Annotated in this window: 23 protein-coding genes and 1 pseudogene; 20 read left to right on the top strand and 4 right to left on the bottom strand. The window is 70.6% G+C overall.

Annotated elements, in window-relative coordinates; genetic code table 11:
* The 13 genes from mfnA (at position 1) to ACZ6ZN_RS18260 (ending at position 13,273) form a co-directional block, all read left to right on the top strand.
* On the top strand, positions 1-1,182 hold the full coding sequence (gene mfnA, locus ACZ6ZN_RS18200) for a tyrosine decarboxylase MfnA (protein WP_469647335.1): 1,182 nt from the start codon (positions 1-3) through the stop codon (positions 1,180-1,182).
* A complete protein-coding gene (locus tag ACZ6ZN_RS18205) occupies positions 1,179-2,030 on the top strand; it encodes a carbon-nitrogen hydrolase family protein (RefSeq protein WP_398108026.1) in 852 nt (283 codons plus the stop codon). The genes mfnA and ACZ6ZN_RS18205 overlap by 4 nt, the downstream gene beginning before the upstream one ends.
* Positions 2,030-2,806, top strand: coding sequence for an ABC transporter permease (locus ACZ6ZN_RS18210; protein ID WP_469647337.1), 777 nt, complete (start codon positions 2,030-2,032; stop codon positions 2,804-2,806). Before ACZ6ZN_RS18205 ends, ACZ6ZN_RS18210 begins: the two co-directional genes overlap by 1 nt.
* A complete protein-coding gene (locus ACZ6ZN_RS18215; protein ID WP_398108024.1) occupies positions 2,799-3,776 on the top strand; it encodes an ABC transporter ATP-binding protein in 978 nt (325 codons plus the stop codon). Before ACZ6ZN_RS18210 ends, ACZ6ZN_RS18215 begins: the two co-directional genes overlap by 8 nt.
* Positions 3,773-5,155, top strand: coding sequence for a coproporphyrinogen-III oxidase family protein (locus tag ACZ6ZN_RS18220; RefSeq protein ID WP_469647341.1), 1,383 nt, complete (start codon positions 3,773-3,775; stop codon positions 5,153-5,155). Before ACZ6ZN_RS18215 ends, ACZ6ZN_RS18220 begins: the two co-directional genes overlap by 4 nt.
* Positions 5,142-5,849 carry a class I SAM-dependent methyltransferase gene (locus tag ACZ6ZN_RS18225; RefSeq protein ID WP_469647342.1) on the top strand — a complete coding sequence of 236 codons (708 nt, stop codon included), beginning with the start codon at positions 5,142-5,144 and terminating at the stop codon, positions 5,847-5,849. The genes ACZ6ZN_RS18220 and ACZ6ZN_RS18225 overlap by 14 nt, the downstream gene beginning before the upstream one ends.
* Positions 5,849-6,682, top strand: a complete 834-nt coding sequence (locus ACZ6ZN_RS18230; RefSeq protein ID WP_398108021.1) for a carbon-nitrogen hydrolase family protein — start codon at positions 5,849-5,851, stop codon at positions 6,680-6,682. The genes ACZ6ZN_RS18225 and ACZ6ZN_RS18230 overlap by 1 nt, the downstream gene beginning before the upstream one ends.
* A 15-nt stretch (positions 6,683-6,697) precedes the next feature.
* Positions 6,698-8,197 carry a B12-binding domain-containing radical SAM protein gene (locus tag ACZ6ZN_RS18235; RefSeq protein WP_469647345.1) on the top strand — a complete coding sequence of 500 codons (1,500 nt, stop codon included), beginning with the start codon at positions 6,698-6,700 and terminating at the stop codon, positions 8,195-8,197.
* On the top strand, positions 8,194-8,946 hold the full coding sequence (locus ACZ6ZN_RS18240) for a DNA alkylation repair protein (RefSeq protein WP_469647348.1): 753 nt from the start codon (positions 8,194-8,196) through the stop codon (positions 8,944-8,946). Before ACZ6ZN_RS18235 ends, ACZ6ZN_RS18240 begins: the two co-directional genes overlap by 4 nt.
* A 4-nt stretch (positions 8,947-8,950) precedes the next feature.
* Positions 8,951-9,988: a BtrH N-terminal domain-containing protein gene (locus tag ACZ6ZN_RS18245; RefSeq protein WP_469647351.1), complete on the top strand. Its 1,038-nt coding sequence runs from the start codon at positions 8,951-8,953 to the stop codon at positions 9,986-9,988.
* A 15-nt stretch (positions 9,989-10,003) separates the two neighbouring features.
* Positions 10,004-10,399 (top strand): pentapeptide repeat-containing protein, encoded by a 396-nt coding sequence (locus tag ACZ6ZN_RS18250; protein WP_469647353.1) that lies wholly within the window; start codon positions 10,004-10,006, stop codon positions 10,397-10,399.
* Positions 10,400-10,414: 15 nt separating this feature from the next.
* Positions 10,415-12,193, top strand: coding sequence for a carbamoyltransferase family protein (locus ACZ6ZN_RS18255; RefSeq protein ID WP_469647356.1), 1,779 nt, complete (start codon positions 10,415-10,417; stop codon positions 12,191-12,193).
* 90 nt (positions 12,194-12,283) lie between these two features.
* Positions 12,284-13,273: a BtrH N-terminal domain-containing protein gene (locus tag ACZ6ZN_RS18260; RefSeq protein WP_469647358.1), complete on the top strand. Its 990-nt coding sequence runs from the start codon at positions 12,284-12,286 to the stop codon at positions 13,271-13,273.
* Between the two features lie 94 nt (positions 13,274-13,367).
* Here the strand turns inward: ACZ6ZN_RS18260 and ACZ6ZN_RS18265 are convergent, their stop codons facing one another.
* Positions 13,368-13,883 carry a hypothetical protein gene (locus ACZ6ZN_RS18265; RefSeq protein WP_451879818.1) on the bottom strand — a complete coding sequence of 172 codons (516 nt, stop codon included), beginning with the start codon at positions 13,881-13,883 and terminating at the stop codon, positions 13,368-13,370.
* Positions 13,884-14,148: 265 nt separating this feature from the next.
* On the opposite strand from ACZ6ZN_RS18265, the gene ACZ6ZN_RS18270 reads away from it, so the two are divergent.
* From ACZ6ZN_RS18270 to gap, 4 genes and pseudogenes are all read left to right on the top strand, one after another.
* A complete protein-coding gene (locus ACZ6ZN_RS18270) occupies positions 14,149-15,405 on the top strand; it encodes a cation:proton antiporter (RefSeq protein ID WP_469647361.1) in 1,257 nt (418 codons plus the stop codon).
* Between the two features lie 235 nt (positions 15,406-15,640).
* Positions 15,641-16,360 (top strand): annotated as a pseudogene (locus ACZ6ZN_RS18275) (dienelactone hydrolase family protein); the annotation flags it as partial.
* A gap of 237 nt (positions 16,361-16,597) precedes the next feature.
* Complete coding sequence (locus ACZ6ZN_RS18280) at positions 16,598-17,557, top strand: GlxA family transcriptional regulator (RefSeq protein ID WP_398108011.1); 960 nt, start codon at positions 16,598-16,600, stop codon at positions 17,555-17,557.
* Between the two features lie 145 nt (positions 17,558-17,702).
* Entirely contained in the window at positions 17,703-18,701 is a 999-nt protein-coding gene (gene gap / locus ACZ6ZN_RS18285; RefSeq protein ID WP_398108010.1) for a type I glyceraldehyde-3-phosphate dehydrogenase, read from the top strand.
* 115 nt (positions 18,702-18,816) lie between these two features.
* Here the strand turns inward: gap and ACZ6ZN_RS18290 are convergent, their stop codons facing one another.
* Positions 18,817-19,536 (bottom strand): beta-glucanase, encoded by a 720-nt coding sequence (locus ACZ6ZN_RS18290; protein ID WP_398108009.1) that lies wholly within the window; start codon positions 19,534-19,536, stop codon positions 18,817-18,819.
* A 247-nt stretch (positions 19,537-19,783) separates the two neighbouring features.
* Between ACZ6ZN_RS18290 and ACZ6ZN_RS18295 the strand changes: the two genes are divergently transcribed.
* Positions 19,784-20,854 (top strand): glycoside hydrolase family 5 protein, encoded by a 1,071-nt coding sequence (locus ACZ6ZN_RS18295; protein WP_469647365.1) that lies wholly within the window; start codon positions 19,784-19,786, stop codon positions 20,852-20,854.
* Positions 20,855-20,918: 64 nt separating this feature from the next.
* On the opposite strand, the gene ACZ6ZN_RS18300 is transcribed toward ACZ6ZN_RS18295, so the two are convergent.
* Entirely contained in the window at positions 20,919-22,427 is a 1,509-nt protein-coding gene (locus ACZ6ZN_RS18300; RefSeq protein WP_469647368.1) for a cryptochrome/photolyase family protein, read from the bottom strand.
* A gap of 450 nt (positions 22,428-22,877) precedes the next feature.
* Here ACZ6ZN_RS18300 and ACZ6ZN_RS18305 point away from each other — a divergent pair, with 450 nt between their 5' ends.
* A complete protein-coding gene (locus tag ACZ6ZN_RS18305) occupies positions 22,878-23,264 on the top strand; it encodes a gas vesicle structural protein GvpA (RefSeq protein ID WP_369198257.1) in 387 nt (128 codons plus the stop codon).
* Between the two features lie 271 nt (positions 23,265-23,535).
* Entirely contained in the window at positions 23,536-23,739 is a 204-nt protein-coding gene (locus ACZ6ZN_RS18310; RefSeq protein WP_333930472.1) for a cold-shock protein, read from the top strand.
* Between the two features lie 338 nt (positions 23,740-24,077).
* Here ACZ6ZN_RS18310 and ACZ6ZN_RS18315 read toward each other — a convergent pair whose 3' ends face one another.
* Positions 24,078-26,249 carry a TerD family protein gene (locus tag ACZ6ZN_RS18315; protein WP_469647372.1) on the bottom strand — a complete coding sequence of 724 codons (2,172 nt, stop codon included), beginning with the start codon at positions 26,247-26,249 and terminating at the stop codon, positions 24,078-24,080.
* Positions 26,250-26,330: the final 81 nt, after the last annotated feature.

The raw sequence follows: 26,330 nt of genomic DNA on the forward strand, positions 1-26,330 counted from the left end.
ATGCGCGCAGCCGGTTCCCCCGCCGCCGACGTCCGGCGGCGCATCGCCGCCGAGATGGCGGACGACGTGCCGTGGGAGAGGGTGCTCAACTCCATCTGCACCGAACCCCATCCCCTGGGGGTGGAGATGGCCTCCGCCGCCGCGCACACCAACCTCGGTGACGTGCGCATCTTCCGCGGCACCAAGCGCATCGAGCGCAAGGTCGTCGCGCTGCTGCTCGACCTGGTCGGCAACCCGGGCGGATCCGGCAGCCTGGTGTCCGGAGGCACCGAGGCGAACCTGATCGCCATGCTCGTGGCCCGCGAGTCGGCCCGCGCCCGGGGGCGGCTGACCGACCGGCCCGAGGTCGTCGTCAGCAGCACCGTGCACTTCTCCTTCACCAAGGTCTTCTCCCTCCTGGGGCTCACACCGGTCGTCGTGCCGGTCGACGAGTCGCTGCGGCTGCCGGCCGCCGAGGTGGCCCGCAGCATCGGCGAGCACACGGTCGCGGTCGTCGCGACCGCGGGCAGCAGCGAGTTCGGGGTGGTCGACGCGGTCGACGAGATCGGGCCGGTCGTGGCCGGGCGGGGCGTGCACCTGCACGTCGACGCGGCCACCGGCGGGTTCATCATCCCCTTCGCCCGTGAACTCGGGCACGACCTGCCGCAGTTCGACTTCACCGTCGAGGGCGTCGACTCGATCACCATCGACCCGCACAAGTACGGACTGGCCAACGTCCCGGCCGGGGCGATCCTGTTCCGCGGCGCACAGGACGCCGGACGCTTCGCCGTCGACTCCTTCTTCATCGACACACCGGTCCACCACACCCTGCTGGGCACCCGCCCCGGCTCGGCAGCCGTCTCGACCTACGCCGTGCTGGAACACCTCGGGCGCGACGGCTTCCTCGACCTCACCCGCACCAACTACGAGGTGACGCGCCACCTGGTGGACGGACTGCGGGCGGCCGGACACGAGCTGTTCGCCGAACCGCAGCTGAACATCGTCGTCGTCACCATGCCGCACGCCGTGCGGATCTCGCAGCTGCTGGAGACGCGGGGCTGGATCGTCTCCACGTCGAAGCGGTTCGGCGAGACGCTGCGGCTGGTCGTCACCCGCCACGTGACACCGAAGACGGTGGACGAGTTCCTCCCCGAGCTGGAACGGGCCTGCCGGGACGCGGCCGCCGAGGTGGCGCCGCGATGAGCCTCTTCCGTGGCGCCCGGACCCGGCTCGCCGCCCTCCAGATGCGGATCGAGCCCGGGCAGCGGGACGACAACCTGGCGCGGGCCGCGAAGCTGCTGTCCACCGCCCGCGAGCGGGAGGCCGACCTGGCATGCCTGCCGGCCACCTTCGCCACCGGCCTGAACTTCCCCACCCTGCGCACCGACGCGACCGGCGAGGACGGTCCGGTCGTCGAGTTCCTCGCCGAGCAGGCCCGCACCCTCGGCCTCCACATCGCCGCGGGCGTCCTGCTCGGCGCGGGGCGGGACGTCTACGACGCCGCCGTCCTGGTCGGCCCCGACGGGAACACGCTCGGCTGGTACCACCGCGCCTGCGTGTGGGCGGGCGAGTCCGCGTACATCTCCACCGGCTCACCCGGCGAGGTGATCGACACCCCCGTCGGGCGGATCGGCCTCCAGGTCAGCTACGACCTGCGGTTCCCCGAGGCGAGCCGGCAGTACCTCGCCCAGGACGCCGACCTCGTCGTCTGCGTGGCGAACCTCTTCGGGCCGTTCTCCCATCCGCTGCGCTCCCTGTGCCGGGCCCGGGCCGCCGACAACGAGTGCGCGCTGGTGCTCGCCAGCGGGGTGGGGGAGAACCGCTTCGCGAACATGACCTACGTCGGCCGCAGCATGATCGTGGACGGTCTGGTGCAGGACGCCCGCGAGGACCGGGACGCGGACATCCTCGCCGAGGCCGCCCCGGGCAGCGGGGAGACGGTGATCCACGCGGACGTGCACTGGCGGCAGCGGCGCAAGGTCCGCGCCGGACTGCCCTTCCACGACGACCTGCGCTCGACCTGGACCACGATCCACGGGGGGCGCGCCTGATGAGGGCCACGCGTATGCAGCCGGAGTCCGGCTGGCTCGGCGACGTCCTGGGCCTCGTCGTCATGGACATGCGGCAGTTCTTCGACAACCGCCTCTTCGCGGTGTCCACGCTGCTGACGTCGGTCTCGATGGTGCTGGCCTTCGGGGCGGCGACCGACCAGATGGTGAGCCCGGCCCCGACGGCCGCCACCTACTTCGGTTTCGTCTTCCCCGGCATCATCGGCGCCGGCATCATGTTCAGCTGCACCTACACCGTCGGCTACACGGTCATCATCGACCGCAACCGCCGCACCATCGAGGACCTCATCCTCTCCCCGCTGTCGTACTCGGGGTTCCTGCTGGCCCGGATCATCGGCGTCGTCCTCAAGTGCCTGTTCCAGTTCGTGCTGGTGCTCCTGCTCGGCGTCGGCGTGTTCGACGCCCGCATCGAGTCCGTCCCGATGTTCACCCTGGGCTTCTTCACCGCCTGCACGGCCTTCGCCGGGCTGGGCATCCTCATCGCGACCTACACCAACGAGATCTCCTTCCCGGCGGTGGTCAACATCATCGTGATCCCGCTCATGTACTTCGCCGGGATCTTCTTCCCCCTCGGCAACCTCGGCACCCTGGGCGAGGTCTTCGACAAGCTGCCCCTCGCGGTGCACGTCGACATGTTCCGCGCCGCCACCTCGCCGGACGTCTCGGCCACCGGGGCGTCGGTGCTGGCGGTGGCCTACTCGGTCCTGGCCCTGTCCGTCGCCGCCTGGGCCTTCCGCAGGAGGATCGGCCATGGCTGACACCACGAGCGCCGCAGCACCGGTCCTGTCGGTCACCCGCCTCGACCACCGGGTGAGCCCCGGCTTCGCCTTGCGCTCCCTCACCTTCTCCGTGCACGCGGGCGAAGGCGTGGCCGTCATCGGCACCAACGGCGCCGGCAAGACCACGCTGATCCGGCTCGTCGCCGGCCTGCTGCGCCCCTCCGGCGGCGAGGTGCGCGTCTGCGGCACCCCGCCCCGCCGCTGGGGCCAGATCGGCCGTCACATCGGCTACGTCCAGCAGGCCAAGGACCTCCCGGACGGCGTCAGCGTGGAGACCTACGTCAAGCACCAGCTCAAGCTCCGGCGGGCGGACCCCGGCCGCTACGAGGAGCTGATCGCCCTGGCCGGCCTGGAGCAGTACCGGCACCAGTACGTGCGCAGTCTGTCCGGCGGCAGCCAGCGCAAGCTGCACGTCATCTGCGCCGTGGCGCACCGGCCCGACCTGCTCATCCTGGACGAGCCGACCACGGGCCTGGACCCCGCGGCGCGCGAGACGCTGCTGGAGCTGCTGGGCGGCCTGAAAAAGGACGGCGTCGGCGTGCTCTTCGCCAGCCACCACCGCGACGAACTGGTCGCACTGGCCGACTCCGTCGTCGTGCTCCACCAGGGACGGCAGGTCCAGGACGCCTCGCTCGACGCCGTGACCCGGTGGGGCGAGCGCTCCAGCCTGATCCTGGAGGCCTTCACCGACACCCATCTCGCCCGGCTGCGCGACTGGGCCGGGCAGCAGGCGCAGGCCGGGGACGGCCCGATCCGCAGCGCCGGCCCCGCGGATCAGGGCGTGCGGCTCGACCTGGCCGACGGCGACCACCAGGGCACCCTGGCCGAGGTGGTCGCCCGGGCCCACGCAGCCGGCCTCGCACTGCGCTCCGCGTCCTACTTCCAGCCCACTCTGGCGGACGTCGTCCGTTCCATCGTCGACCGAGTCGAACCGGAGGACATCGCATGAGCATCACCACCACGACCACGAGCATGCCGTTCTGGAAGGAGTACCCGGAGCGCGACAGCGAGTGGGTGCGGCAGTACCCGACCAAGCACGTGCCGGTGAACGAGGACGAGGTGTTCACCCGCAAGCCCATGGGCGTCTACGTCCACATCCCGTTCTGCAACCGCCTGTGCTTCAGCTGCCCCTACATCAAGCACCAGACGGACCGCGACCTGACCCGCACCTATCTCGACGCTCTGAAGGCGGAGATCACCAACTACGCCGAGCGGCCCTACATCCAGGACCACGTCATCACCCTCGGCTACATCGGCGGCGGCACCCCGACCGCGCTGACCGCGCCCCAACTCGACGACCTGCTGGGCCACATGTACAGCAGCTTCGACATCGAGGAGGGCGCGGACTTCTCCATCGAGACCACCCCGGTCGACATCTCCGAGCGCAAGGCCACCGTCCTGCTGGAGCGCGGGATCCGGCGCATCAGCCTCGGTGTGCAGACCTTCGTGCCGGAGGAACTGAAGAACATCGGCCGGCCCAACGACCCCGAGATGCTCAAGGAGAGCATCAGGCTGCTGCGCCGGTGCGGCTTCGAGAACATCAACATCGACCTGATGCACGGCATCAACGGCCAGACGATGGAGAGCTGGGAGCACAGCCTCGACGTCGCCATCGACCTCGGGGTCACCTGCATCTCGTTCTACACCTACATGGAGTTCGCCCAGGTCTCCACCAAGCGCAGGAAACTGCCGCCGGTGCCGGAGAAGGCCGTGGTCGACGAGATGTTCCTGTTCGCCGCGGAGAAGCTGGCGAAGAACGGGTTCCTGGGCTACTACGGCGACTGCTTCGCCAAGCCCGGCTACCAGCCCAAGTACGGCGAGACGTCCTGGAGCGAGGACATCCCCATCATCCCGCTCGGCCCCACCGCCACCGGCCACCTGCGCGACCACTGGTACTTCAACGAGCCCGACATCGGCCGCTACATCCAGACGGTGCGGGAGGGGCGGCTGCCCATCTCCATGGGCAAGCACATCACCAAGTCGGAGTCGATCCGGCGGTCGATGGTGCTCGGCGTCAAGGCCGGACGGGTCGACCGCGAACGCTTCCGGCGCATCCACGGCGTGGACTTCATGGAGATGTTCCGCGCCGAGATCGACGACCTCATCGAGAAGGAACTCATCACCGCCGACGAGAACGGCATCGAGGTGACCGGCCCCAAGGGCTGGTACTACCTGGACAACATCTCCAAGGCGTTCTACTCGCCGGAGTACCGGCGCTACCCGCAGCACCTGGGAGCGGACATCTCCAACTTCATCTCGCGCCAGCCGATCCCCCTGCAGCTCACCACGCGCCCCAAGGACGAGGAGGCCGGCTGTGACCACTGCTGACACCCGACTGCTGAACCTCGGCGAGCGCGTTCCGCAGGCCTCGCCGCACGACGACATCGACCAGGTGCGCTTCTACGACCTGGGCATGCGACGCTCCGCGCTGATGGCCTACAAGCGGCCGAGCGACCGCATCCTGGCCAACGTCCGCGAGGGCATGACCGACCTGGTCGAGGTCGGCTTCAACACCGGTCTGCTGTCGCTGCACGTCGCGGGCAAGCTGCCCGACCTGGCCGTGTCGGGCGTGGAGGAGAACCAGAACCTGGTCGACGTCGCCGAGGACAACCTGACGCTGGCCGTGTGGGCCAACAGCGCCGGTGACGTGGAGTTCGAGATGGCCAAGCTGAACCGGCTGCCCTTCCCGGACGACTCCGCCGACGTCGTCTTCTCGTTCTCCTCGCTGCACCGCTGGCGCCGGCCCGTGGAGACGCTGAAGGAGTGCGCCCGCATCTGCAAGCCCGACGGTGTCGTGATCATCGAGGACATGAACCGGCACGCCGAGGAGGGGCACATCACCTTCATCCTGCAGTTCGTGAAGGAGGGCGGCGACGAGTTCATGCGCTCGCTGCAGGCCGCCTACACCCGGGACGAGGCGGCCGAACTGCTGCGGGAGGCGGGCCTGTCGGACTGGCAGGTGGTCGAGGAGGACCTCGGCCTGGTGATCTCCTCGCGCCCCCTCGAACCGGTGAGCATGTGATGCCCGGGACGAGGATCGCGGTGGTCCAGATGGAGTCCAAGCTCGGCAAGCCGGCCCAGAACCTGCGCCGCGCAGAGCACTACATCGGTGAGGCCGCCGCGCAGGGAGCCGACCTGATCTGCCTGCCCGAGGCGTTCTCCACCTCGGGCAACATCCTGGAGGTCGCCGACGTGTCGGTGCCCGTCCCGGGACCGGAGACCGCGTTCCTGTGCGAGCAGGCGAAGCAGGCCGGCGTGCACCTCGTGGCGGGCCTGCTGGAGCGCGGTGACGACGGCAGGTACTACAGCACCTCGGTCCTGTGCGGCCCCGAGGGAACCGTGCTCGGCCGCTACCGGCGGGTGCACTGCCACGAACTGGAGGCCCGCTACCTCACCGGAGGATCGGAGTACCCGGTCTTCGACGTCGAGTTCGGGCGCATCGGCCTGATGCAGGGCTACGACATCAACTTCCCTGAGGTCGCGCGGGAGTACTGCCGCCGCGGGGTCGACGTCATCGTGTGCTCCGCGCTCGTACCGGAGATGTTCGCCTACGTGGCGAACATGCGCCTGCCGGTCCGGGCCGTGGACGCCGAGTGCGTCGTGGCGTTCGCGTCCGGGATCGGCAACAACCTGTACGCCGGATTCGGCTACATGGGGCGCAGCCAGGTCCTGGCGGACCCGCTGTTCCTGGAGGCCGAGCGGTTCGACTTCGTCGACGGCGACGAACGGATGGTGGACCTCGGCAAGGAGCCCGGAGTCGGCGTCGTCGAGGTCGACCTGGACCGCATGCGGCGCTACCGCACCAAGGCCACCCTGAGCGGCGACTTGCAGCCGGCGACGTACTGGCAGTCCTGACGAGAGTGAAGGCCCATGCGCGTACTGCTCATCTCCACCAACAAGATCCGGGTACCGAGGCCGGCGCTGCCCATCGGCATGGCCTACATCAGCGCCGCCCTCAAACACGCCGGGCACCACGTCGACGTCCTCGACCTGCTCTGGGAGTCGCGCGAGCTGAAGGCGGTCCGCGAGAAGCTGACCACCGGGACGTACGACGTGGTCGGCATCGCCGTGCGCAACCTGGACAACCTGACGTTCATCGACCCGGTCTTCTTCGGCCCGATGACCGAGAAGATCGTCCAGTGCGTCCGCAAGTACACCAGCGCCACCGTCGTCCTCGGCGGATCGGGCTTCTCGGTCGAACCGCTGTCGTTCTTCGAGTACGCCCAGCCCGACTACGGCATCGCCGGTGAGGGCGAGGCCGGCATCGTCCAGCTGCTGGACCACCTGGAGAACGGCGGGCGGCTGGAGTCGATCTCCGGGCTCTGCTACCTCGACGAGGACGGCAGGTTCTGCCAGAACCAGTCGAGTCAGGCGTTCGACCTCGGAGCGCTGGAGCCCGACCGGTCCGTGTACGACCCGCGGTACTTCGAGGAGGGCGTCTCGGCGGCCTCCGACCTCACCCGCGACCACCAGCCGGCCATCGAGACGTTGCAGACCAAGCGGGGCTGCAAGCTGTTCTGCTCGTACTGCATCATCCGCAAGACCGAGGGCAAGGGCGACCGGTTCAAGGAACCCGCGGAGGTCGTCGGCGAGATCCAGCGGGCCATGGCGGAGAACCCGGCCGTGCGGGAGTTCGAGATCGTCGACGCGACCTTCAACTACCCGATGGAGTACGCCGCCGAGGTGTGCGAGGAGATGATCCGCGCCAAGCTCGACGTGCCCTGGTACTGCCAGCTGACGCCCAACGCGGTCACACCGGAGTTCGTGAAGCTCCTGCACGCGGCGGGCTGCATCCGGGTCGACCTCGGCACCGACGCACTCACCGACGAGGCCCTGTCGGACCTGATGAAGGGCTTCGACATGGCCCGGGTCCTGGAGATCGACCGCCTGTTCACGGCCAGCCCCATCGAGCACACCCACTGCATCTTCCTCGGCGGGCCGGGGGAGACGCCGCAGGCGCTCAGGGAGTCCATCCGGTTCACCGAGCGTCACCTCAACCCGGCCCAGATCTACGCCAACCTCGGCATCCGCATCCTCAGCGGCACCAAACTCCAGCGGCAGGCCGTCAAGGCGGGCATCCTGCGCGAGGGCCAGGGCACGTTCGTCCCGGCCTTCTACGTCGAGCCGGCGATCCTCGCCGACCGGGACACGCTGGACTTCGTCCGCAACGCCTACCTGAGCCACAAGAACTGGTACCTGTGGTGGGGCCTGGGCGGGCAGAACCTGACGGACCGTTCGAGGGAGACCGTCCAAGCCGTGGCCGACATGCAACAGGAGTACGAGTACGTCATGCAAGGCAAACCCCGGCTGGAACGCGCACCGAAGCCGCTGCCGGCCCAGCCCCTGAAACTCACGATCGGCACCCCGTGACCCCTGTCCCCGCCGCCGCGGACGAACTGGCGAAGGCCCTCGCGGCCCGCGCCGACCCGGACTTCGCGGTACGCATGCAGCGCTACTTCCCGCACGAGATCCGGGCCCTCGGGGTCGGCAACGCCGCCGTGGCCGAGATCGCCGGCCAGTACTTCCGCGAACGGCCCGCCGTCCCCGCCGCGACCCGGCTGCACCTGGCCGAGGAACTGCTGGCGCGCGCCGAGTACCACGAGGAGGTGCTGCTGGGCTTCGCCGTCCTGCACAAGGTCGCCAGGACCGGCCTCGGCGCCGAACTGCTCGACCGCTGCGAGCACTGGCTGCGGACGTACGTGTCCAACTGGGCGCAGTGCGACGACCTCTGCCTGAAACTGCTGTACCCGTTCTTCCTCGGGCACCTGGAGCTGATCCCGCGCACCCGGGACTGGGTGGAGTCGGCCTCCCCGTGGGCCCGGCGCGCCGCGAACGTGGCCGTCGTGAAGTTCGTGCGGCGCAAGGTGGGCCGCACCGTGTTCGAACTGCCGACGTCGCACGTCTTCGACAACTGCGCGCGGCTCATGCACGACCGTGACGTGTACGTCCAGAAGGGCTCGGGCTGGCTGCTGAAGGTGACCGCCGAGGTCCACCCCGACGAGGTGGCCGCGTTCCTGCGCACCTGGCGCGAGGAGATGCCCCGCGACACGTTCCGGTACGCGGTGGAGAAGATGGACCCGCGGCTGCGCCGGTCCTTGATGGAACGGGGACAGGGGTGACGTCATGAACGCGACCGGCCGCTACGTCCACCGGCGCGGCATCCACTGCGAGTCCGCCTGCCAGTGCGCCGTCCTCGCGGCCGCCGGACACGAGGCGGACGAGGAGACCGTGTTCGGGCTGGACGGGGGCTTCGGGTTCTCGTTCTTCCCGGCGGCCGGACAGGCTCCGGACATCGTCGTCGGCAAGCAGGCGGTCATGCCGCTCAGGGCGTCCCGGCTGATGGGTGTGGAGGTCGTCATGCACACCCCCAGGTCCGGGGCGGGCCTGGCCAAGCTGCTGGAGTCGGCGCCGGCCGTCATGACCCGGGTCGACCTCGGGCTGCTGCCGCACTGGGGACTGGAGGGGCGCTCCTCCTTCGGCGGGTACTTCGTCAACGTGGTCCGCCCCCTCGGGGCCGACGCGTTCGAGGTGTCGGACCCGGCGTTCGACGAACCCGTCACCGTGAGCACGGCCGATCTGCAGGCCGCCCGCTCCAGCCGCAACTCCCCGCCCCTCAACCCGGACTGGAAGGTCTACGTCTTCGGCGCGCCCCGGCGCACCCCGCAGCTCGACCGCGTGGGCCCGGTGGCCGTACGCACCCTGTGCCGTGAGGTCCTCAAACCGGGCAGCCGCAACCTCGGCATACCCGGGATGAGGCAACTGGCCACGACCGCGCCGTCCTGGCCGGATTCCAAACGCGGCGAGGTCGAGGACGTGGACCTGACCGGCCGGGTGATCCGCACCGACGCCCTGGCGCGCCAACTGCTGCACGTGGGCCGTCAGATCGAATCCTTCGGCACCGGCGGAGGCCTGTTCCGCCCGATGATCGGCCGCTACCTGCACAGGGTCGCCGACAGCACCGGCGAGGCGCGCTACGCCGAGGCGGCCGAGCGGTTCCTCGACAGCGGCCGGCTGTGGTCGGCCCTGGGATCCGCGCTGCTGACGGCGGGGGCCGTCACGGCCCGCGGCGATCTCACGGCGCTCGCGGACGCCGTGTCGGACACGGCGCGGTCCGCGATGGACGTCGAGAAGCGGGCGCTGACCGCCCTCACCCCTCTGTAGACGCGAGGTCGAGACATGCCCACCGAGGACGAGACCATACTGCTCCAGGGACCCCGGCACTGGAACGAGCACGCGCGCCGGCGCCGGGCACAGGGCGCTTTCCGGCCCGATCTGCGCAAGGCGGGGCTGCACGGTGCCGACCTTCAGGGTGCCGAACTCGCCGACGCGGACCTCACCGACGCGGTGCTGACCGAGTCGTACCTGATGTCCGCGGACCTCAGGGGCGCGAATCTGGAGGGCGCCGACCTGTGCGAGGCGTACCTCATCCTGGCCGAGCTGAACGGCTGCCGCCTGGTGGGCGCGAACCTGGACGGCGCCGACCTCAGCGGTGCCGATCTGAGCGGCGCGGTCCTCGACCCGGACTTCCGGCGGTCCGCCGTGATCTCGGACTACCTCACGATCTGGCCATAGCGAAAGGAGCTCCTCGTGATCGTTCTGGGCTACAACGGGTTCGGCAGGTCTGCGGAAATCTTCGGACGCCTCTTTCGCGCCACCGGCATCGACCGCCATCTGCTGTACGGGCACGACTCCGCCGCCGCCCTCCTCGTCGACGGGGAGCTGGTCGCCGCTGTGGAGGAGGAACGGCTCAACCGGGAGAAGAAGACGTCGAGTTTCCCGGTCAACGCGATGCGCTGGTGCCTGGACTCGGCCGGGCTGTCGTTCGACGACGTCGACGTGTTCGCGTTCTCCTGGCAGTTCTCCGAGGACGTGCTGAACAAGATGATCGCCGAGATCACCGAGGATCCGGCGGCGTCCGTGGACCAGAAGTTCGCGCGGCTGCAACGCCTGGCCGAGACGCACGCGGCCCTGTTCAGCCAGGACGCGACCGAGGCGGACTTCCTGGAGCACACGGGACACCGGCTGGACCCGGACAAGCTCGTCCGGGTGCCGCACCACCTCGCGCACCTGATGACGGGACACCACCTGGCGGGCGGCCGGGACGCGGCCTTCCTGGTCAGCGACGGCCGTGCCGAGTGGCTGTCCGCGATCATGGGAGAGGTGCGGGACGGAGAGGTCAAGGTCTTCGACGACATGACCATCGACTCCCGGCACTCGCTGGCGATGCTCTTCTCCGTGGTGACCCGCTACCTCGGATTCGTCCCGAACAACGACGAGTACAAGGTGATGGGCCTGGCCGGCTACGGCGCGCCGCCCGAGCCCAACCCCTTCCTCGAGCACGTGGTCGAGATGTGCCCCGACGGCACGTACAGGATCCCCTACCCGGCCAACGCCGTGCCCGCCTACTACGCACTCTTCGACCGCATCTTCGGCGGGGACGAGAACAGCCGGGAGCAGTTCGACTACCGGGTCCGCGTGGCCGGCGCCGCGCAGCACATGCTCGAGACGGTGACCGCCGGGCAGGTGCGCACACTCGAAGCCCGCAGTGACCTGCCCCGCATGGTCTTCGAGGGCGGGCTGGCCCTGAACTGCGTCAACAACAGCAAACTGCTGGAGCGTTCACGTTTCACCGAGATGGACGTCAGCTTCGGCGCGAGCGACGTCGGTGTGGCCATCGGGGCGGCTCTGTTCGCCTCCGGGCAGGCGGGCACACCCCCCAGGATCAGCACCTCGCCCTACCTGGGCCCCGACTACGGCGGTGAGGAGATCCTGGCGGCGCTCCGGCAGTTCGCCGACCGGGTCGTCTGGCGGGAGCTGGACCCCACCGATCTGCCGCGTGAGGCGGCGACCCTGATGCAGGAGCGGTGCGTGATCGGATGGTTCCAGGGACGTATGGAGTACGGCCCGCGCGCCCTGGGCAACCGCAGCATCCTGGCCAACCCGAGGTTCCCCGACATCAAGGACATCATCAACGAACGCATCAAGCACCGTGAGCAGTTCCGGCCCTTCGCCCCCGTCGTGCTGGAGCACCTGGCGCCGGAGGTCTTCGAACTCGGGAAGAAGACGTCGTCGCCCTACATGACGTTCGTGGTCCCGGTGCGGCCCGAGTACCAGGAGAGGATCCAGGGCGCCTGCCACGTCGACGGCACCTCACGGATCCAGACGGTCACCGAGGAGAGCAACCCGCTGCTCGCCCGGCTGCTGAGCGAGTTCAACGAACTGACGGGCATTCCCTGCCTGATCAACACCTCGTTCAACGTCGCCGGCGAACCCATCGTCTGCTCGCCCGCGGACGCCCTGTCCTGCTTCCTCAAAACAGAAATGGATCACCTGTTCCTCGGCACCTACCTGGTGTCCCGCATCTGACGCGGCGAACACCTTCCTGATTCTGGCGTCCGCAATCGTACTTTCCGGGGTTGCGCTACGCTCTACGCGACGGAAGGGAGACGTGGCCAGGTGGCGCTCTTGGAAGCAGAACCGTACGTCGGTCGACATTGCGAGTCGACCACACTCGTGAATTTGCTGCGGCAGCGAGAAGTGGATGTGTCGGAGCCGTTCGTCTTCGGAGTCGCAGGCGGCCTGTCGTTCATCTACTGGCGGACGAAGCAGATGCCGACGCCGTTCGTCGGGGGCCGCATCAAACCCGACACTCTGACGGACAACCTCGCGCAGGCCCTGGGACTGCGGCTGTCCGTGCACGAGACGTCGTCGGCGAAGCGGGCGAGGGACCATCTGCTGGCCGAGCTCGAGTCCGGTTCCCTGGTGGGTCTCAAGCTCGACCGCTACTGCCTCGACTACTCCACCGACGACTTCCGCTTCGCGGCCCACTACGTGGCCTGTGTCGGGCATGACGACGACGACCGGTTCGCCCTGGTCGAGACCCGGCCGCTCGGTCTGCAGTGGGCGTCCGGCGCATCCCTCGCGACGGCGCGCAACCCGCGCGGCCCGATGAGTTCCCGCAATCGCGCCTTCACCCTCGACCTTCCGAAAGGCGGCCTCCCCGATCTCGGAAAAGCGGCCCGCAAAGGCATCAGGACGGCGGCGGAGGCCTTCCTCGACCCGCCGATCTCCAATTTCGGATACAAGGGAATGCACAAAGTCGCCGACCTGATGCCGCAGTGGCTGGACGACCTCGAATCGCCCGCCGAAGGTCTCGCGGAAATTGCCACGATCATGGAGGACGCCGGGACCGGTGGAGGCTTGTTCCGCACGATGTGGGCGGAATTCCTCGCGGAAACCGCCGAGATCACCGAGGTCGACGCATATCAGGAGACCGCGGACGCCTACCGTGACGTGTCGCAGAAATGGACCGAGGTGGCCGCCCTCGTGAACGAAGCGGGGGCGTCATCGTCCCGGGAATCCCTCAACAGCGCCTCGAAGATCGTGCATGAGGCGGCGGACAAGGAGCAGCAGTTGATGCTCCGGTTGCTGGAGCTCTCCGCCTAAGTGGCAGCCGGCGAAGCGGCCCCCGTCCGCACCGCCCCGGCGGCCGGACCGTGCCGGCCGCCGGGAACGGTGTCGGGCTTCGCGGCGAGCAGGCTCAGCAGCCGCCGCAGTTGTAGTACAGGACGTCCCAGTGGTTGCCCTCGTCGGCGTAGATGTTGCCGGAGCCGGAGCGCCACTGCGGGGCACCGTCACCGCGCACACCGATGTAGGTGAACGTGTTCTTGATGTAGGTGCCGAGGCAGGTGTACTTGCTGAAATCGAGCTTGTAGCCGTTCCAGTGCGAGTAGGTGCCGGAGGCGTGCCCGGTCTCCGTGCCGCCCGTGATGTTCAGGGCGCAGCCGCTGGCCCGCTTGAGGGTCTGCGCGCCCTGCGCGGTGGCGAGGTTGAGCTGCTCGAAGGACGTACAGGTGGCGTTGTTGCGGTTGGAGCAGTTGCCGGACGACGACCAGGTGATGCCGACCTCCCGGAACATGGAGGTCGCGGTGGCGTGACTGATCTTGGTGACGGCGAACGCCTCGCCGGCGGTGCCGACGACGGCCGCGCCGGGTGCGACGACGAGCGCCAGAGCGGTCAGCAGGGAACGGAGCTTCGGAACCTGGAATGCCTTCATGGGGAGACCTTCCTGCGGGGGGGGGGGCGTGCTTCCTGTGGGGCGGCGGTGCAGGCGGTGCGGACCGATGATGCCCGGGGTCTACGCGCGTCCGCCAGAGGACAAAACGGAACGCCGTCACCACCGCTGCGAGGCCGGCCCGCCCGGACCCGCGCACATGTCCCGGTTGCCGGCCGCACATCGGCGTTCATGACCTGCGTGACGCGGGGTACCGGTGGGTGACCACCGCGCCGGGTGGCATGTGAGGAAAGGGCGGTTACGACAGGTGACGAATCCCGACGCGGTCTTCGCTTCGCTGGGAGTGGGCGCGTTGCTCGCGTCGGTACTGCCGCGGGTCCTGGCCGGGCGGCCGCTGTCACTGCCCCTGATCTTCCTGCTGTGCGGCATCGGCGTCTATCTGCTGCCCCTGCCGCTGCCCGCGGTCGACCCGGTGGCGGACCGGCTGGTGACCGAGCACATCACCGAGGTCGTCGTCATCATCTCGCTGATGGGCGCGGGGCTGGCGCTCAACCGGCCGGTGGGCCGGCGTCGCTGGCTGGTGACCTGGCGTCTGCTGGGCATCACCATGCCGCTGGCGTTCCTCATCACCGCGGGCCTGGCGTGGTGGCTGCTGGACTGGCCGCCGGCCGCGGCCCTCCTGCTCGGCGCGGTGCTCTCCCCGACGGATCCGGTGCTCGCCTCGGAGGTGCGGGTGGGGGAGCCCACGGACGACGAACACGACGAGGACGAGGCACGGTTCGCCCTCACCAGCGAGGCCGGCCTGAACGACGGGCTCGCCTTCCCGCTGACGTACGCCGCCGTGGGGCTGGCCGCCGTCGCGGGCACCGGCTGGTCGACCGAGTGGATCGGTTCGTGGGCGGCGCAGGACGTGGCCTACAAGTGTGCCGTCGGTGTGCTGGGGGGACTCCTGGTGGGCCGGCTGCTCGGCTGGCTGTTCTTCCGGGCCCGGTCCAGGTCGCTGCGGCTGTCCCAGCACCGCGAGGGGTTCGTCGCCCTCGGTGCCACCTTCCTGTCCTTCGGGCTGACCGAACTCGCCGGTGGCTACGGCTTCCTGGCGGTATTCGTCACCGCGTGCGCCATCCGCGCCGCCGAGCGCGCCCACGGCTACCACAACGTCCTGCACGACTTCATCGAGCAGGTGGAACGCCTGCTCACCGCCGTGGTGTTGTTCCTGCTGGGCGCCTTCATCGCCTCGGGCGGACTGTCCGCCCTGACGTGGCAGGGCGCGGCCGCCGCGCTCGCGGTGCTGCTGCTCGTCCGGCCGCTGACCGGGTGGCTCGGCCTGCTGCGGGCACCCCTGGGGAAGCGGGAGCGGTGGGTCGTCGCGGCGTACGGGGTGCGGGGGATCGGCTCGCTCTACTACCTCGCCTACGGCCTGGGGCAGCACGGCTTCGGTGTCCCCGAGCGAGAGCTGTGGTCCGTGGTGGTGTTCACCGTGCTGGTCTCCGTGGTGCTGCACGGTGTCACGGCGGGCCCGGTCATCACCCGCCTCGACCGGCTGCGCGGCATCCGGTCCCCGTAGCGCGCGGATCGGCGGCATACGAGGCCGGTGCCGTCGGGGGTACGGCGTGGACACCCCGCTCCGGGAAACTTGTTGGCGGGCCGCGGCGGCCACTGCTACGTTTCCGGAGGCCGTGCGACAGACCGAGGAGGTGGTACCCGTGAACGTATCGACATGGGTGCTCTCCTGCGGGGTCACGGTCGGGCTGTAGGTCGCCCGGGAGCGCCGTTCCTCAGCACTCCCGAAGGACACGACCATGCAGTTCACCTCGGAAACCCGTCTCGACGACGGCGTCCTCGCGCGCGACTTCGCCCTGGGCGACATCCCCGGCACCCTGTGGACGCCGCCCGGACCGGCGTCCGTGCCGCTGATTCTGATGGCCCACAACAACGGCCTGCCCAAGGCGGAGCCCCGGCTGGTCGCCCGAGCCCGTCACACCGCGGCGCGCGGCTACGCGGTGGCCTCCGTCGACGCCGCCGGCTGCGGCGACCGCCCCCGCTCCGCCGCCGAGGAACAGGCCCGCGCCGAACTCCGCAGGGCGATGCGGGCCGGCGAGCCGGTCGACGAGATCTTCGAGTCGTTCATCGGCCCGCTGGTCGAGAAGGCCGCCCCGGAGTGGCGGACCGTTCTGGACGCACTCCTCGCGCTGCCCGGGATCGACGGCCCGGTCGGATACTCGGGCTGGACCGCCCTCGGCATCCGGCTCATGGTGACGGAGCCGCGCATCGCCGCCGCCGGCCTCTTCGCGGGCGGGTTCGTGCCCCGCGGCCAGCGCGCGGAGGCCCGGCAGGTCACGGTCCCGCTGCTGCTGCTTTTGCAGTGGGACGACGAAGGCAATCCCCGGCAGCGGGCCCTGGACCTGTTCGACGCGTTCGGCACCAAGGAGAAGACGCTGCACGCCAACCTGGGCGGCCACACCGGCACACCCTGGTTCGAGCTGGAGGACGGGACCCGGTTCTTCGACCGCCACCTGAAGGAGCACCGCCCGGCGGCCCGGCGGCCCGGCGGCCCGGCGGCCCGGCGGCCCGGCGGCCCGGCGGCCCGGTGGCTCGGTGACCTGACCTGCCCGGCCGGTGACTTGCCCGGCCGGTGACCTGCCCGGCCGGTGTCCCGCCCGCCTGCGTCCGTCCAGGCGGGCGGGACACCGCCCCGGCCCAGCCGGCACCCCGGCCGCTGCGCCGCTCGCCCGCACACCCCGCGTAGCCTTCGACCTGTGTCGTCTGCCTCCCGTCTGCACCGTGTCGCCGTTCTCGTGCTCGAAGGTGCGAAGCCGCTCGACGTCGGCATCCCCGCCCAGGTCTTCACGACCCGCGCGAGCATGCCGTACGAGGTGCGGGTGTGCGGGGCGACGCCCGGGCTCGTGACCGGCGGCGACGGACTCGCCTACCACGTCGCGCACGGACTGGACGCGCTGGAGTGGGCCGACATCGTCTTCGTCCCCGGATACCGCCACCCCGACCGTGACGACCCGCCGCAGGCCGTCGTCGACGCGCTGGTGGCCGCCCACGAGCGCGGGGCGCGGCTCGCGGCGATCTCCACCGGTGCCTTCGCCCTCGCCGCCACGGGTCTGCTCGACGGCAGGCGCGCCACGACGCACTGGCACTACACCCGAGCCCTCGTGGCCAAGCATCCGGACGTCCGCGTGGACGAGAACGTGCTGTTCGTCGACGAGGGCCGCGTGCTCACCTCGGCCGGCGCCGCCTCCGGCATCGACCTCTGTCTGCACATCCTGCGCGGTGACCTGGGCGTGGCCGCCTCCAACCACGCCGCCCGGCGACTGGTCGCCGCGCCCTACCGCAGCGGAGGTCAGGCCCAGTACGTGCCCCGCAGCGTGCCCGAACCGCTCGGCGAGCGGTTCGCCGACACCCGCGAGTGGGCGCTGCACCGGCTGGGGGAGCCCCTCACCCTCGACATCCTGGCGCGCCAGGCGGGCGTGTCGGCGCGGACGTTCTCCCGGCGCTTCGTCGAGGAGACCGGCTACACGCCGATGCAGTGGGTGATGCGCGCCCGCATCGACCTGGCCCGCGAACTGCTGGAGCGTTCGGAGCGCAGCGTGGAGCAGATCGCCGCCGACATCGGCCTGGGCACCGGTGCGAACCTGCGTCTGCACTTCCAGCGCATCCTCGGCACCACCCCGAGCGAGTACCGGCGCACCTTCACCCGGGGCGAGTAGCCCCGTCCCCACCCCGCTCTTCGCTCCGTCGCTGCAGGCCAGGACACCCCCCGTGGCGGGATCCTTTTGAACCGTGGCGATACCGCCACTGTCCGAGCGGCCGCCGGCGAGCGAGCCTGGTGGGCGAAGGGAAGGGACACCACTCATGACTCGCATCGCCATCAACGGTTTCGGCCGCATCGGACGCAACGTGCTGCGCGCACTGCTGGAGCGCGACAGCGCCCTGGAGGTCGTCGCCGTCAACGACCTCACGGAGCCCGCCGCCCTCGCCCGGCTGCTCGCCTACGACAGCACGGCCGGCCGGCTCGGGCGGCCGGTGACCGCCGACGGGGACTTCCTCGTCGTCGACGGGCGCCGGATCAAGGTGCTGGCCGAGCGCGAGCCGGCGCAGCTGCCCTGGGCCGAGCTCGGCGTGGACATCGTCCTGGAGGCCACCGGACGCTTCACCGCGGCCAAGGCCGCCCGCGCCCACCTCGACGCGGGCGCCAAGAAGGTGCTGGTCAGCGCGCCCTCCGACGGCGCCGACGTCACCCTGGCGTTCGGGGTCAACACCGACGCCTACGACCCCGAGCTGCACACGGTCGTCTCCAACGCCTCCTGCACGACCAACGCGCTCGCGCCGCTGGCCCAGGTGCTCGACGACCTCGCCGGCATCGAGCACGGGTTCATGACGACGGTGCACGCCTACACGCAGGAGCAGAACCTCCAGGACGGACCGCACCGCGACGCCCGTCGCGCCCGGGCCGCCGGCGTCAACATCGTGCCCACCACGACCGGCGCCGCCAAGGCCATCGGCCTGGTGCTGCCCGGCCTCGACGGAAAGCTGTCGGGTGACTCGATCCGCGTGCCGGTGCCGGTCGGCTCGATCGTCGAGCTGAACACGACCGTCGCCCGCGACGTGTCGCGCGAGGACGTGCTGGAGGCCTACCGCAAGGCGGCGCAGGGGCCGCTCGCCGGCGTCCTCGAGTACTCGGAGGACCCGCTGGTGTCGACCGACATCGTGGGCAACCCGGCGTCCTCGATCTTCGACTCCGCCCTCACGCGCGTCGACGGCCGCCACGTCAAGGTCGTCGCCTGGTACGACAACGAGTGGGGCTTCTCGAACCGCGTGATCGACACGCTCGAACTGCTCGCCGGGCGCTGATCCGACGCCGGGGCGGCGCGTCCACGGGGGCGGCCGCTCCCGGCGGCACTTCCCTCGGAGCGCTCCGGTCGGCCCCTCCCGGCCGGCCGGGGCGCTCAGGCGTGTCCACCGCCGGCTAGGCGGGTTCCGCGTCGGCCGGAGCGGCGGCGACGGTGCCGGGCCGCCGCACGGTCAGCCGGCTCACCTCGTACGACATCTCGGTCGTCCCCGGCTGCGGGGGAGGGTGGTAACGGCCCGCGCAGACCGACAGGTTGACGATGAGGTAGGCGTGCCAGCTCCGCCCCACCCCCCGGCCGTCGGCGAAGACCTGCCTGCCGTTGAGCCACCAACGCACCGAGCGGGCGCCGAACTCGGTGCACAGGTCCACCCACGCGCCCGGACGGACCGCCTCGTCGCGGTGGTAACGGTTCGTGCCGCGCACGTGGTTGGTGAACTCGAGCAGATCCGGGTTGTCCGGGTGGTACTCGAAGACGTCGATCTCCTGGTCGCCGTCGCGCCAGGTCCAGATGGCCGGCCAGGCGCCGATCTCCTCGGGCAGCCTGACGCGGGCCTCCAGCACGTCCCCGGCCCGGACGGTGAACTCCTCCTGGCTCCCCTCGGTGGTCAGCAGCCCGGTGTTCCACCGTCCGTCGCGCCGCCGCCGGGCGCGCAGCACCCCCGACCGGCTGTACGCGGCATCGGACACCAGGTGATCCAGCTTGTCGTCACGCGGATTGATCGGGCCTCCGTCCGGATACGCCCACGAACGCCCGGCGACCCATTGAGCGGTGGACGTGAAATCGGCCGTGAAGACGACCGGTGCGGTGGCCGGGCGAGCCGGTAAGGGTTCGGTCATGCCGAATGTCTCACCCTGCCCTCGGCGTGTCATGCACCGAACCCTCCCACCGCCCCCGCTTTGACCCTTTCGGGTGAGGGTTCCCGGGAGCGCGGCCGCCGCTGCTCCCCTCTTTCCACGTACCCGAACACCCCTGTGAACGCGGCTCGTTGTGTGGACGCCCACGGCCTCTTGATGCCTGGGAGGGCCTCTGCTTCTCTGTTGTTAGGAAAGTTTCCTACTAGTCATGCGCCTGAACGGAGTTCATATGAGGGCCCCACACCCGTCGCTCCGCCGAGGAGTCGCAGCCGCCGCACTCGGCAGTGTCCTGCTGCTCCTGCTCGCTCTCGTGCCGACCGGCAACGCGCGCGCGGCCGTCGCTCCCCGTACCGCGGCCGTCACCCCGGTCTCCGCCAACGGTCAACTCAAGGTCTGTGGCACCAAGTTGTGCAACAGCCGTGGCAACCCCGTCCAGTTGCGGGGCATGAGCACTCACGGCACCCAGTGGTACCCGCACTGCCTGACGAGCGGCTCGCTCAACGCCCTGGCCGACGACTGGAAGGCCGACGTCCTGCGTGTCTCCACCTATGTGCAGGAGGACGGGTACGAGACCGACCCCCAGCACTTCACCGAGCTGGCGAACTCCCTCATCCGGCAGGCGAGCGACCGCGGCCTGTACGTGATCGTCGACTGGCACATGCTCACCCCGGGCGACCCCCACGCCAACCTCGGCCGGGCGCGGCAGTTCTTCACCGACATCGCCACCCGCAACAAGGACAGGAACAACATCCTCTACGAGATCGCCAACGAGCCCAGCGGGGTGAGCTGGTCGCGGATCAAGAGCTACGCGGAGCAGATCATCCCGACGATCCGTGCCGTGGACCACGACGCCCCCGTCCTGGTCGGCACCCGCGCCTGGTCCTCGTTCGGCGTCTCCGAGGGCGGCAACGAGACGGAGGTCGTGAACAACCCGGTCAAGGCGTCCAACATCATGTACACGTTCCACTTCTACGCCTCCTCGCACCGCGACGAGTACCTGGCGACCCTCTCCCGGGCCGCGGACAGGCTGCCCGTCTTCGTCACCGAGTTCGGCACGCAGAACTACGCCGGCGAGGGCGCCGACGACTTCGCCATGTCGCAGCGCTACCTCGACCTCATGGCCGCCAAGAAGATCAGCTGGGTGAACTGGAACTTCTCCGACGACCACCGCTCGGGGGCCGTCTTCAAGACCGGCACGTGCGACCGGTCCGGGCCCTGGACGGGCACCGCGCCGCTGAAGCCGGCCGGCGTCTGGATCCGCGAACGCATCAGGACGCCGGACGCCTTCCCCGCCGCCTGACCGGGCCCAGCCCCGGTCGCCGGGTTCCCGTGCAGGGGTCCGGCGGCCGGGCCACCGCCCGCCGTCACGGTGCCTCGCCGCCCCGGTCCGCCTCCTGGCGCAGCACCTCCTCCAGATCGCCCAGCCGGTCCAGCCCCTGCACCGCGCGCCGCATCCGCGCGTTCCCGGACAACCGGTCGCGGTGCCGGTGCAGGAACGCCCAGTACCCGGCGGTGTACGGGCAGGCCCGCGGGCCGGTGCGGTCGGTGGGCCGGAAGGCGCAGCCGCCGCACAGGTCGCTCATGCGGTGGATGTAGGCGCCCCCGGAGGTGTACGGCTTGGTCGTCATCCGGCCCCCGTCGGCGTACTGGGACATGCCGACCACGTTGGGCAGCATCACCCAGTCGTAGCCGTCGACGAAGCAGCGGTGGAACCAGTCGGTGACGGCCGCCGGGTCCCAGCCGCGCTGGAGCGCGTGGCTGCCCAGCACCATCAGACGCGGGATGTGGTGCGTCCAGCCCGTGTCGCGGACCTGCGCGAGCACCCCGGACAGACACCGGGCGGTGACCGCGTCGGCGTCGAGCTCGGCGAAGTAGGCCGGCAGCGGCCCGGTGTGCCCCAGGGCGTTCCCGTGCCGGTAGTCCTCCCCGAAATGCCAGTACAGCTGCCAGACGTACTCCCGCCACCCCGCGACCTGGCGGACGAACCCCTCGGCGCTGTTCACGGCGACGGCACCCTCCCGCCAGGCGCGCTCGGCGTGCTCGACGCACTCGGCCGGGTGCAGCAGCCCCAGGTTCATCGAGGACGACAGCAGACTGTGGGCCATCACCGGGTCGCCGGCCAGCATCGCGTCCTCGTACGGCCCGAAGGCGGCCAGCCGGTGCGCCACGAAGCGCCGCAGCGCCGACAGCGCCTCGCGCCGGGTGGCGGGGAAGCGACGGGGGCCGTCCCGGCCGACGAACCGCACACCGTCCTCGCGCTCCCACCGGTCGAGGTCCTCACGCACCTCGGCGTCGATGTCGTCCTCCCGCGGCCGGTACGGCGCCGCCACGTCCAGCGTGGTGGCGCCGCGCGGCGGGGGCTCGCGGTTGGCGTGGTCGTGGTTGAACCGTCCCCCCGCCGGGTGGCCGCCGTCCATCAGCAGGTCGTGCCGTTCACGCACCCAGTGGTAGAAGGTCTCCTGCAGCAGCCGCCGTCCGCCGAGCCCCTCGGCCCACCGCGCGAACTCCTCGTGCGCGACCAGGAATCCGCGTGCGGGCAGCACCCGCACCGCCGGCAGGGACCGCACCAGCCGCAGCGCCGCGTAGGAGGTGGGGTGGCACACCGTGACCGGCGCGTCCCCCACCGCGCGGCGCAGGCCCTCGCGGTAGGTCTCCGCCCTCACGTACGTCACCCGCTCACCCAGCTCCGCCGCGCGGTGGCGTATCGCCGAGAGCACCAGGTGGGCCTTGGCGCGGTGGAAGCGCCGGCGCCGGAAGACGGACCGCGCCTCGATCATGACGACGGGCGCCCCGCGCTCGGGGCCCTGCGCACCGGCGGGGGACAGGAAGTGCGGGCCGAGCTGGTCGCCGAAGATCCAGTGTGAGGTGGGCATGGCGTGGCTTTCCGTGAGGGGCCGGGGCCTGCACGCGGGCGGTGAGGTCCGGCGCTGCGCCCGCCGCCACCGTCCCCGCCCCGTGGGGATCACCCACCCAGGGTTCGGCACCCGGGGCGGTGCCGGATGCGACCGGCCGCCCGCGTCCCCCGTTCGGACGCCGCCGCACCGACCGTGCCACCCGCACGGCGCACGGCCAGGTGGTTGATCGAAGAGCCCGCCGCGGATGCGAGGCCCCGAGGTTGCGCAATCGATCTTCTCGGTCCGTTCCGCAGGAGTCCCGGATGACCTCGGCGCGAGGTCGGCGCACCCGTCCCGGCCACCGCTCCCGGAGTCGTACGCGCGTTTGATGCGGCGAATAGGGGTCATTCGCATGCCATGCCCGCCTCCCAGCGGGGCGGCCCGGACAGGACCACGCCGAGAGACCACGCAGACGAGGGGTGAGACGCGATGACCGTCGCGACACAGCAGGGTGGCGGGGGCGGTTCCAGCGGCCTCTACGACGTTCTCGAGCTCATCCTCGACCGCGGCCTGGTGATCGACGCCTTCGTGCGTGTCTCCCTCGTCGGCATCGAGATCCTCAAGATCGACATTCGGATCGTGGTGGCCAGCGTGGACACGTATCTGCGCTTCGCCGAGGCGTGCAACCGCCTCGACCTGGAAGCCGGACCGCGCAAGCCGGCCGGCCTCACGGAACTTGCGGGCAAGGTCACGGAGTCCGGTGCCCGCGGCAAGACGAAGGGTGCCTTGTCCGGCGCCGCGGAGACCATCGCCGACGCCTTCCAGCAGGCCCGCGACGAGGGCCGCGAGCGGCAGGCGGGACGCCGCCGCTCGTAGGACGGCGCGGGGAACGGCGGCCCGGTCCGCCACCTCGATCCCCGGCCCGTCCGTCCGGCCGGCTTCGGGGCGGCGGCCCGCCAGGACGCGGTGTCACCGAGGCGGTGAGGGAGGGCGCGGAGGCACCGGGAGCATGAAAGTGGCGACTTTTGTGTCGATGATCGAATAGTCGAGCCGACTTCGGGGTAGAACGGATCACGGGTCTGTTCCCGGAGCGGAGGGACCCGCCACTCACCAGGCCGGTACTCCCGGCGAGATCGAAGGATTCTGTATGGCCAGCGGCACCGTTAAGTGGTTCAACTCCGAAAAGGGCTTCGGATTCATCGCCCAGGACGGCGGCGGACCGGACGTCTTCGCTCACTACTCGAACATCGCCGGCAACGGATACCGCGAGCTGGTCGAGGGCGAGCAGGTCACGTTCGACGTCACCCAGGGCCAGAAGGGCCCCCAGGCCGAGAACATCGTCCGCGGCTGACGCCCCGGCCGGCCCCTGGAGCCCCGTCGCGGAGTGACACCACCGACGTGTCGGGGAGCCGCTCGGCAACCGTGAGGCTCACAGCCCAGAGGCCGCAGGTCTGCATCTCGCAAAGCGCACATCAGGGGCCCGGCACCAGCCGGGCCCCTGACGCGTTCCTCCGGCCGGCCAGGCGCCCCGCCCCCACCGAAGGCCGTGGAACGGCTCGGGCGGTGCCCGCGCGGTGGGCGCGGACACCGCCCGGGGCGACGTCGAGGGCGAGGAGAGCGAAGGAACTTGCTGCAAAGGAATGTGAGAAGGAAGCTCCTTCATGGCCTCGCCGAAGGCAACGCTAGCACTCAGTCCGGGATCAGGTCCCCCAGGTTTTCGAGCGTGACGACCCGGGAGCCCGCGGGCAGCCCCTCGGGACGCTCGAGACCGATGTACGTCACGGGCTCGTCCGGGACCACCCCCTCGTCCCACAGCTCCACGGTCGTGGCGCCGTCGGACAGCAGACCGGCCAGATAGCGCACCGTCAGGTACTCACGCTCCACCAGGGAGCGCACCACCTTGGACACCGATACCTGGTTCTCCTCGACGCGGTTGGCCGCCGAGATGCCCTTCAGGTACAGGTGCAGCCACTTCGCGGACCACCGGCCGTCGTCCCCGCGCCGGAACACCAGCGGCAACGCCACCCGTCCCACCCCGCGCAGCTCCGACTTCGCCCGCACCGTGCGCGGCTCGAACGGCCGGCCCTTCTGCTCGCCGTCGCGCACCATGAAGCCGAAGAACGACTCCTCGGCCTCCTCGAAACCCTCTCCCGCGTAGATGTTGACCTGCGGCACGACGAAGGCGCCGTGCACCCGGCCCAGCGACAGGTCGATGAACTCCGAGGCCCCCTCGGGCGCCTCGGTCACATCGCCCGAGTGCCTGCCCCCGACAGCCCGCAGGGACGTGTACGACAGCCAGGAACCCGTGCTGTAGTCGCTGTTGAGCAGCAGGGCCGAGAGGTCGTAGTCGGTGCGCTGCCGGCTCTGCTTCCAGTACACGAAGAAGCGCAGGCGCTCGCCGTCGACCGCCGAGAGCGAACCGCGGGGCAGCACTCCGAGCCCGGCCGCGGACGCCTTGCCGCTGATCGGGAGGGCCACGTCGAGTACGTCCGGATCGACCAGCAGCCGGCCCGTGGCGGGAAGCCTGCGGCGTATCTCGGCGTCGAGGGCGCCGATCAGGCGGGCGCGGTCGGCGGCCGGTACCGGGGGCCGCAGATCCGGAGCGACCCAGCCCCGGCCCCGGCTGTTGACGAAGAGCCGCAGCCGTCCGCCGTCCCGCTCCCGGTTCTGGAAGTGCTCGCGCACGGACAGCAGGACCCGGCCGGAGACCTGGGGGGCGACCTCCACCGCGGCGGCGACCACCACGTCCCGCTCGTCCTGGCCTTCGGCTGTGCGCAGCAGACGGTCCAGGGCGCGGAACAGCCTGCCGGGGGCGGACTTGAGCAGGTGCACGGCACCGAGGACGTCGGACTCGCCGAGCAACTGCTCGAAGCGGCTGTCGAACGACCGAGCCTCCTTCTCGCCCCGCGCCACGGCGAACACGTCGGCGGCGTGCGGCCACCGCGGGTACTCGTGCGGATGCAGGCGCTCCCCGAGTCGCTTGAAGGGCTCCCGGTGGGCGTGCACGTCGGCCAGCTTGGCGGGGTTCGCCTCGACCACGGCGTCCAGGGCCGCGAGCAGCGAGCGGCGAACCGGCCGCGGGATCGCCCGGAACCGGGTCGGCTCCCGCAGCGTCACATCGCCGCCCGAGAGCGCGCAGGCCAGCCGCAGCACGTCGACGACCGTGTCGAGCAGCGGATCCGCGCCGACGGCGAGGCGGGCCGCGTTGACCAGGGCGCGGTTCTCCCGAACCGGGATCGTCTCCGGCTGCGGCCCGGACGCGCACCGCTCGGCGAGGACCCTGAGGTCGCCCAGGTGCTCCTCGCTGAGCGGTGTCGCACTGCCGGCCAGCGCCAGGTACAGGTCGGTGACCTCGCCGTCCAGGTCCCGTCCGAGGTCCAGCACGGTCACGCGGTCGCCCGCCGAGGCGATCAACTCGTCCTGCGCCGCGAGCATCTCCTCGTAGGTGTGCTGGTAACGGCCGTAGGCGGGCAGGCTGAGCAGGTCCAGCACACCACGCGCGAGCTGGGTCAGTGTGTGTGCGCGGGACGTGTCGTCGACGAGTGCCTGGGCCACGCACCGCGTCCAGAACTCCTCGGTGCCGGGCACGTTGGCCGGGAAGTCGATGAAGTACGCGTTGTGCCGGACGTGGTCGCCCACCATCTCCTGCACGGTGCGCAGGGTTCGCCTGGCGGTGTGCACGACCGCGGCTTCGGACAGCCCGGACAGGTGGGCCAGGAGTTCCGCCGAGAGCTTGAAGCCCACGGACGCCAGGGTCGCGTCGAACTGCCGCGCGGCGGTGGCGCCTTCCCCGGTCGAGCCCTTGGGGGCGGGGATGCGGTGGGTGTGTCGGAGGACCAGTGATTCCAGACCGTGCGCCATGCGGGGATGATCGCAGGTCTGTGCGAACGGACGCATCGCAGTTTCCCGGCCGCCTGGCCCGTCTGTGGACCGTCCGCGGAC

The sequence above is a fragment of the Streptomyces sp. NPDC053665 genome (genome assembly GCF_055585285.1).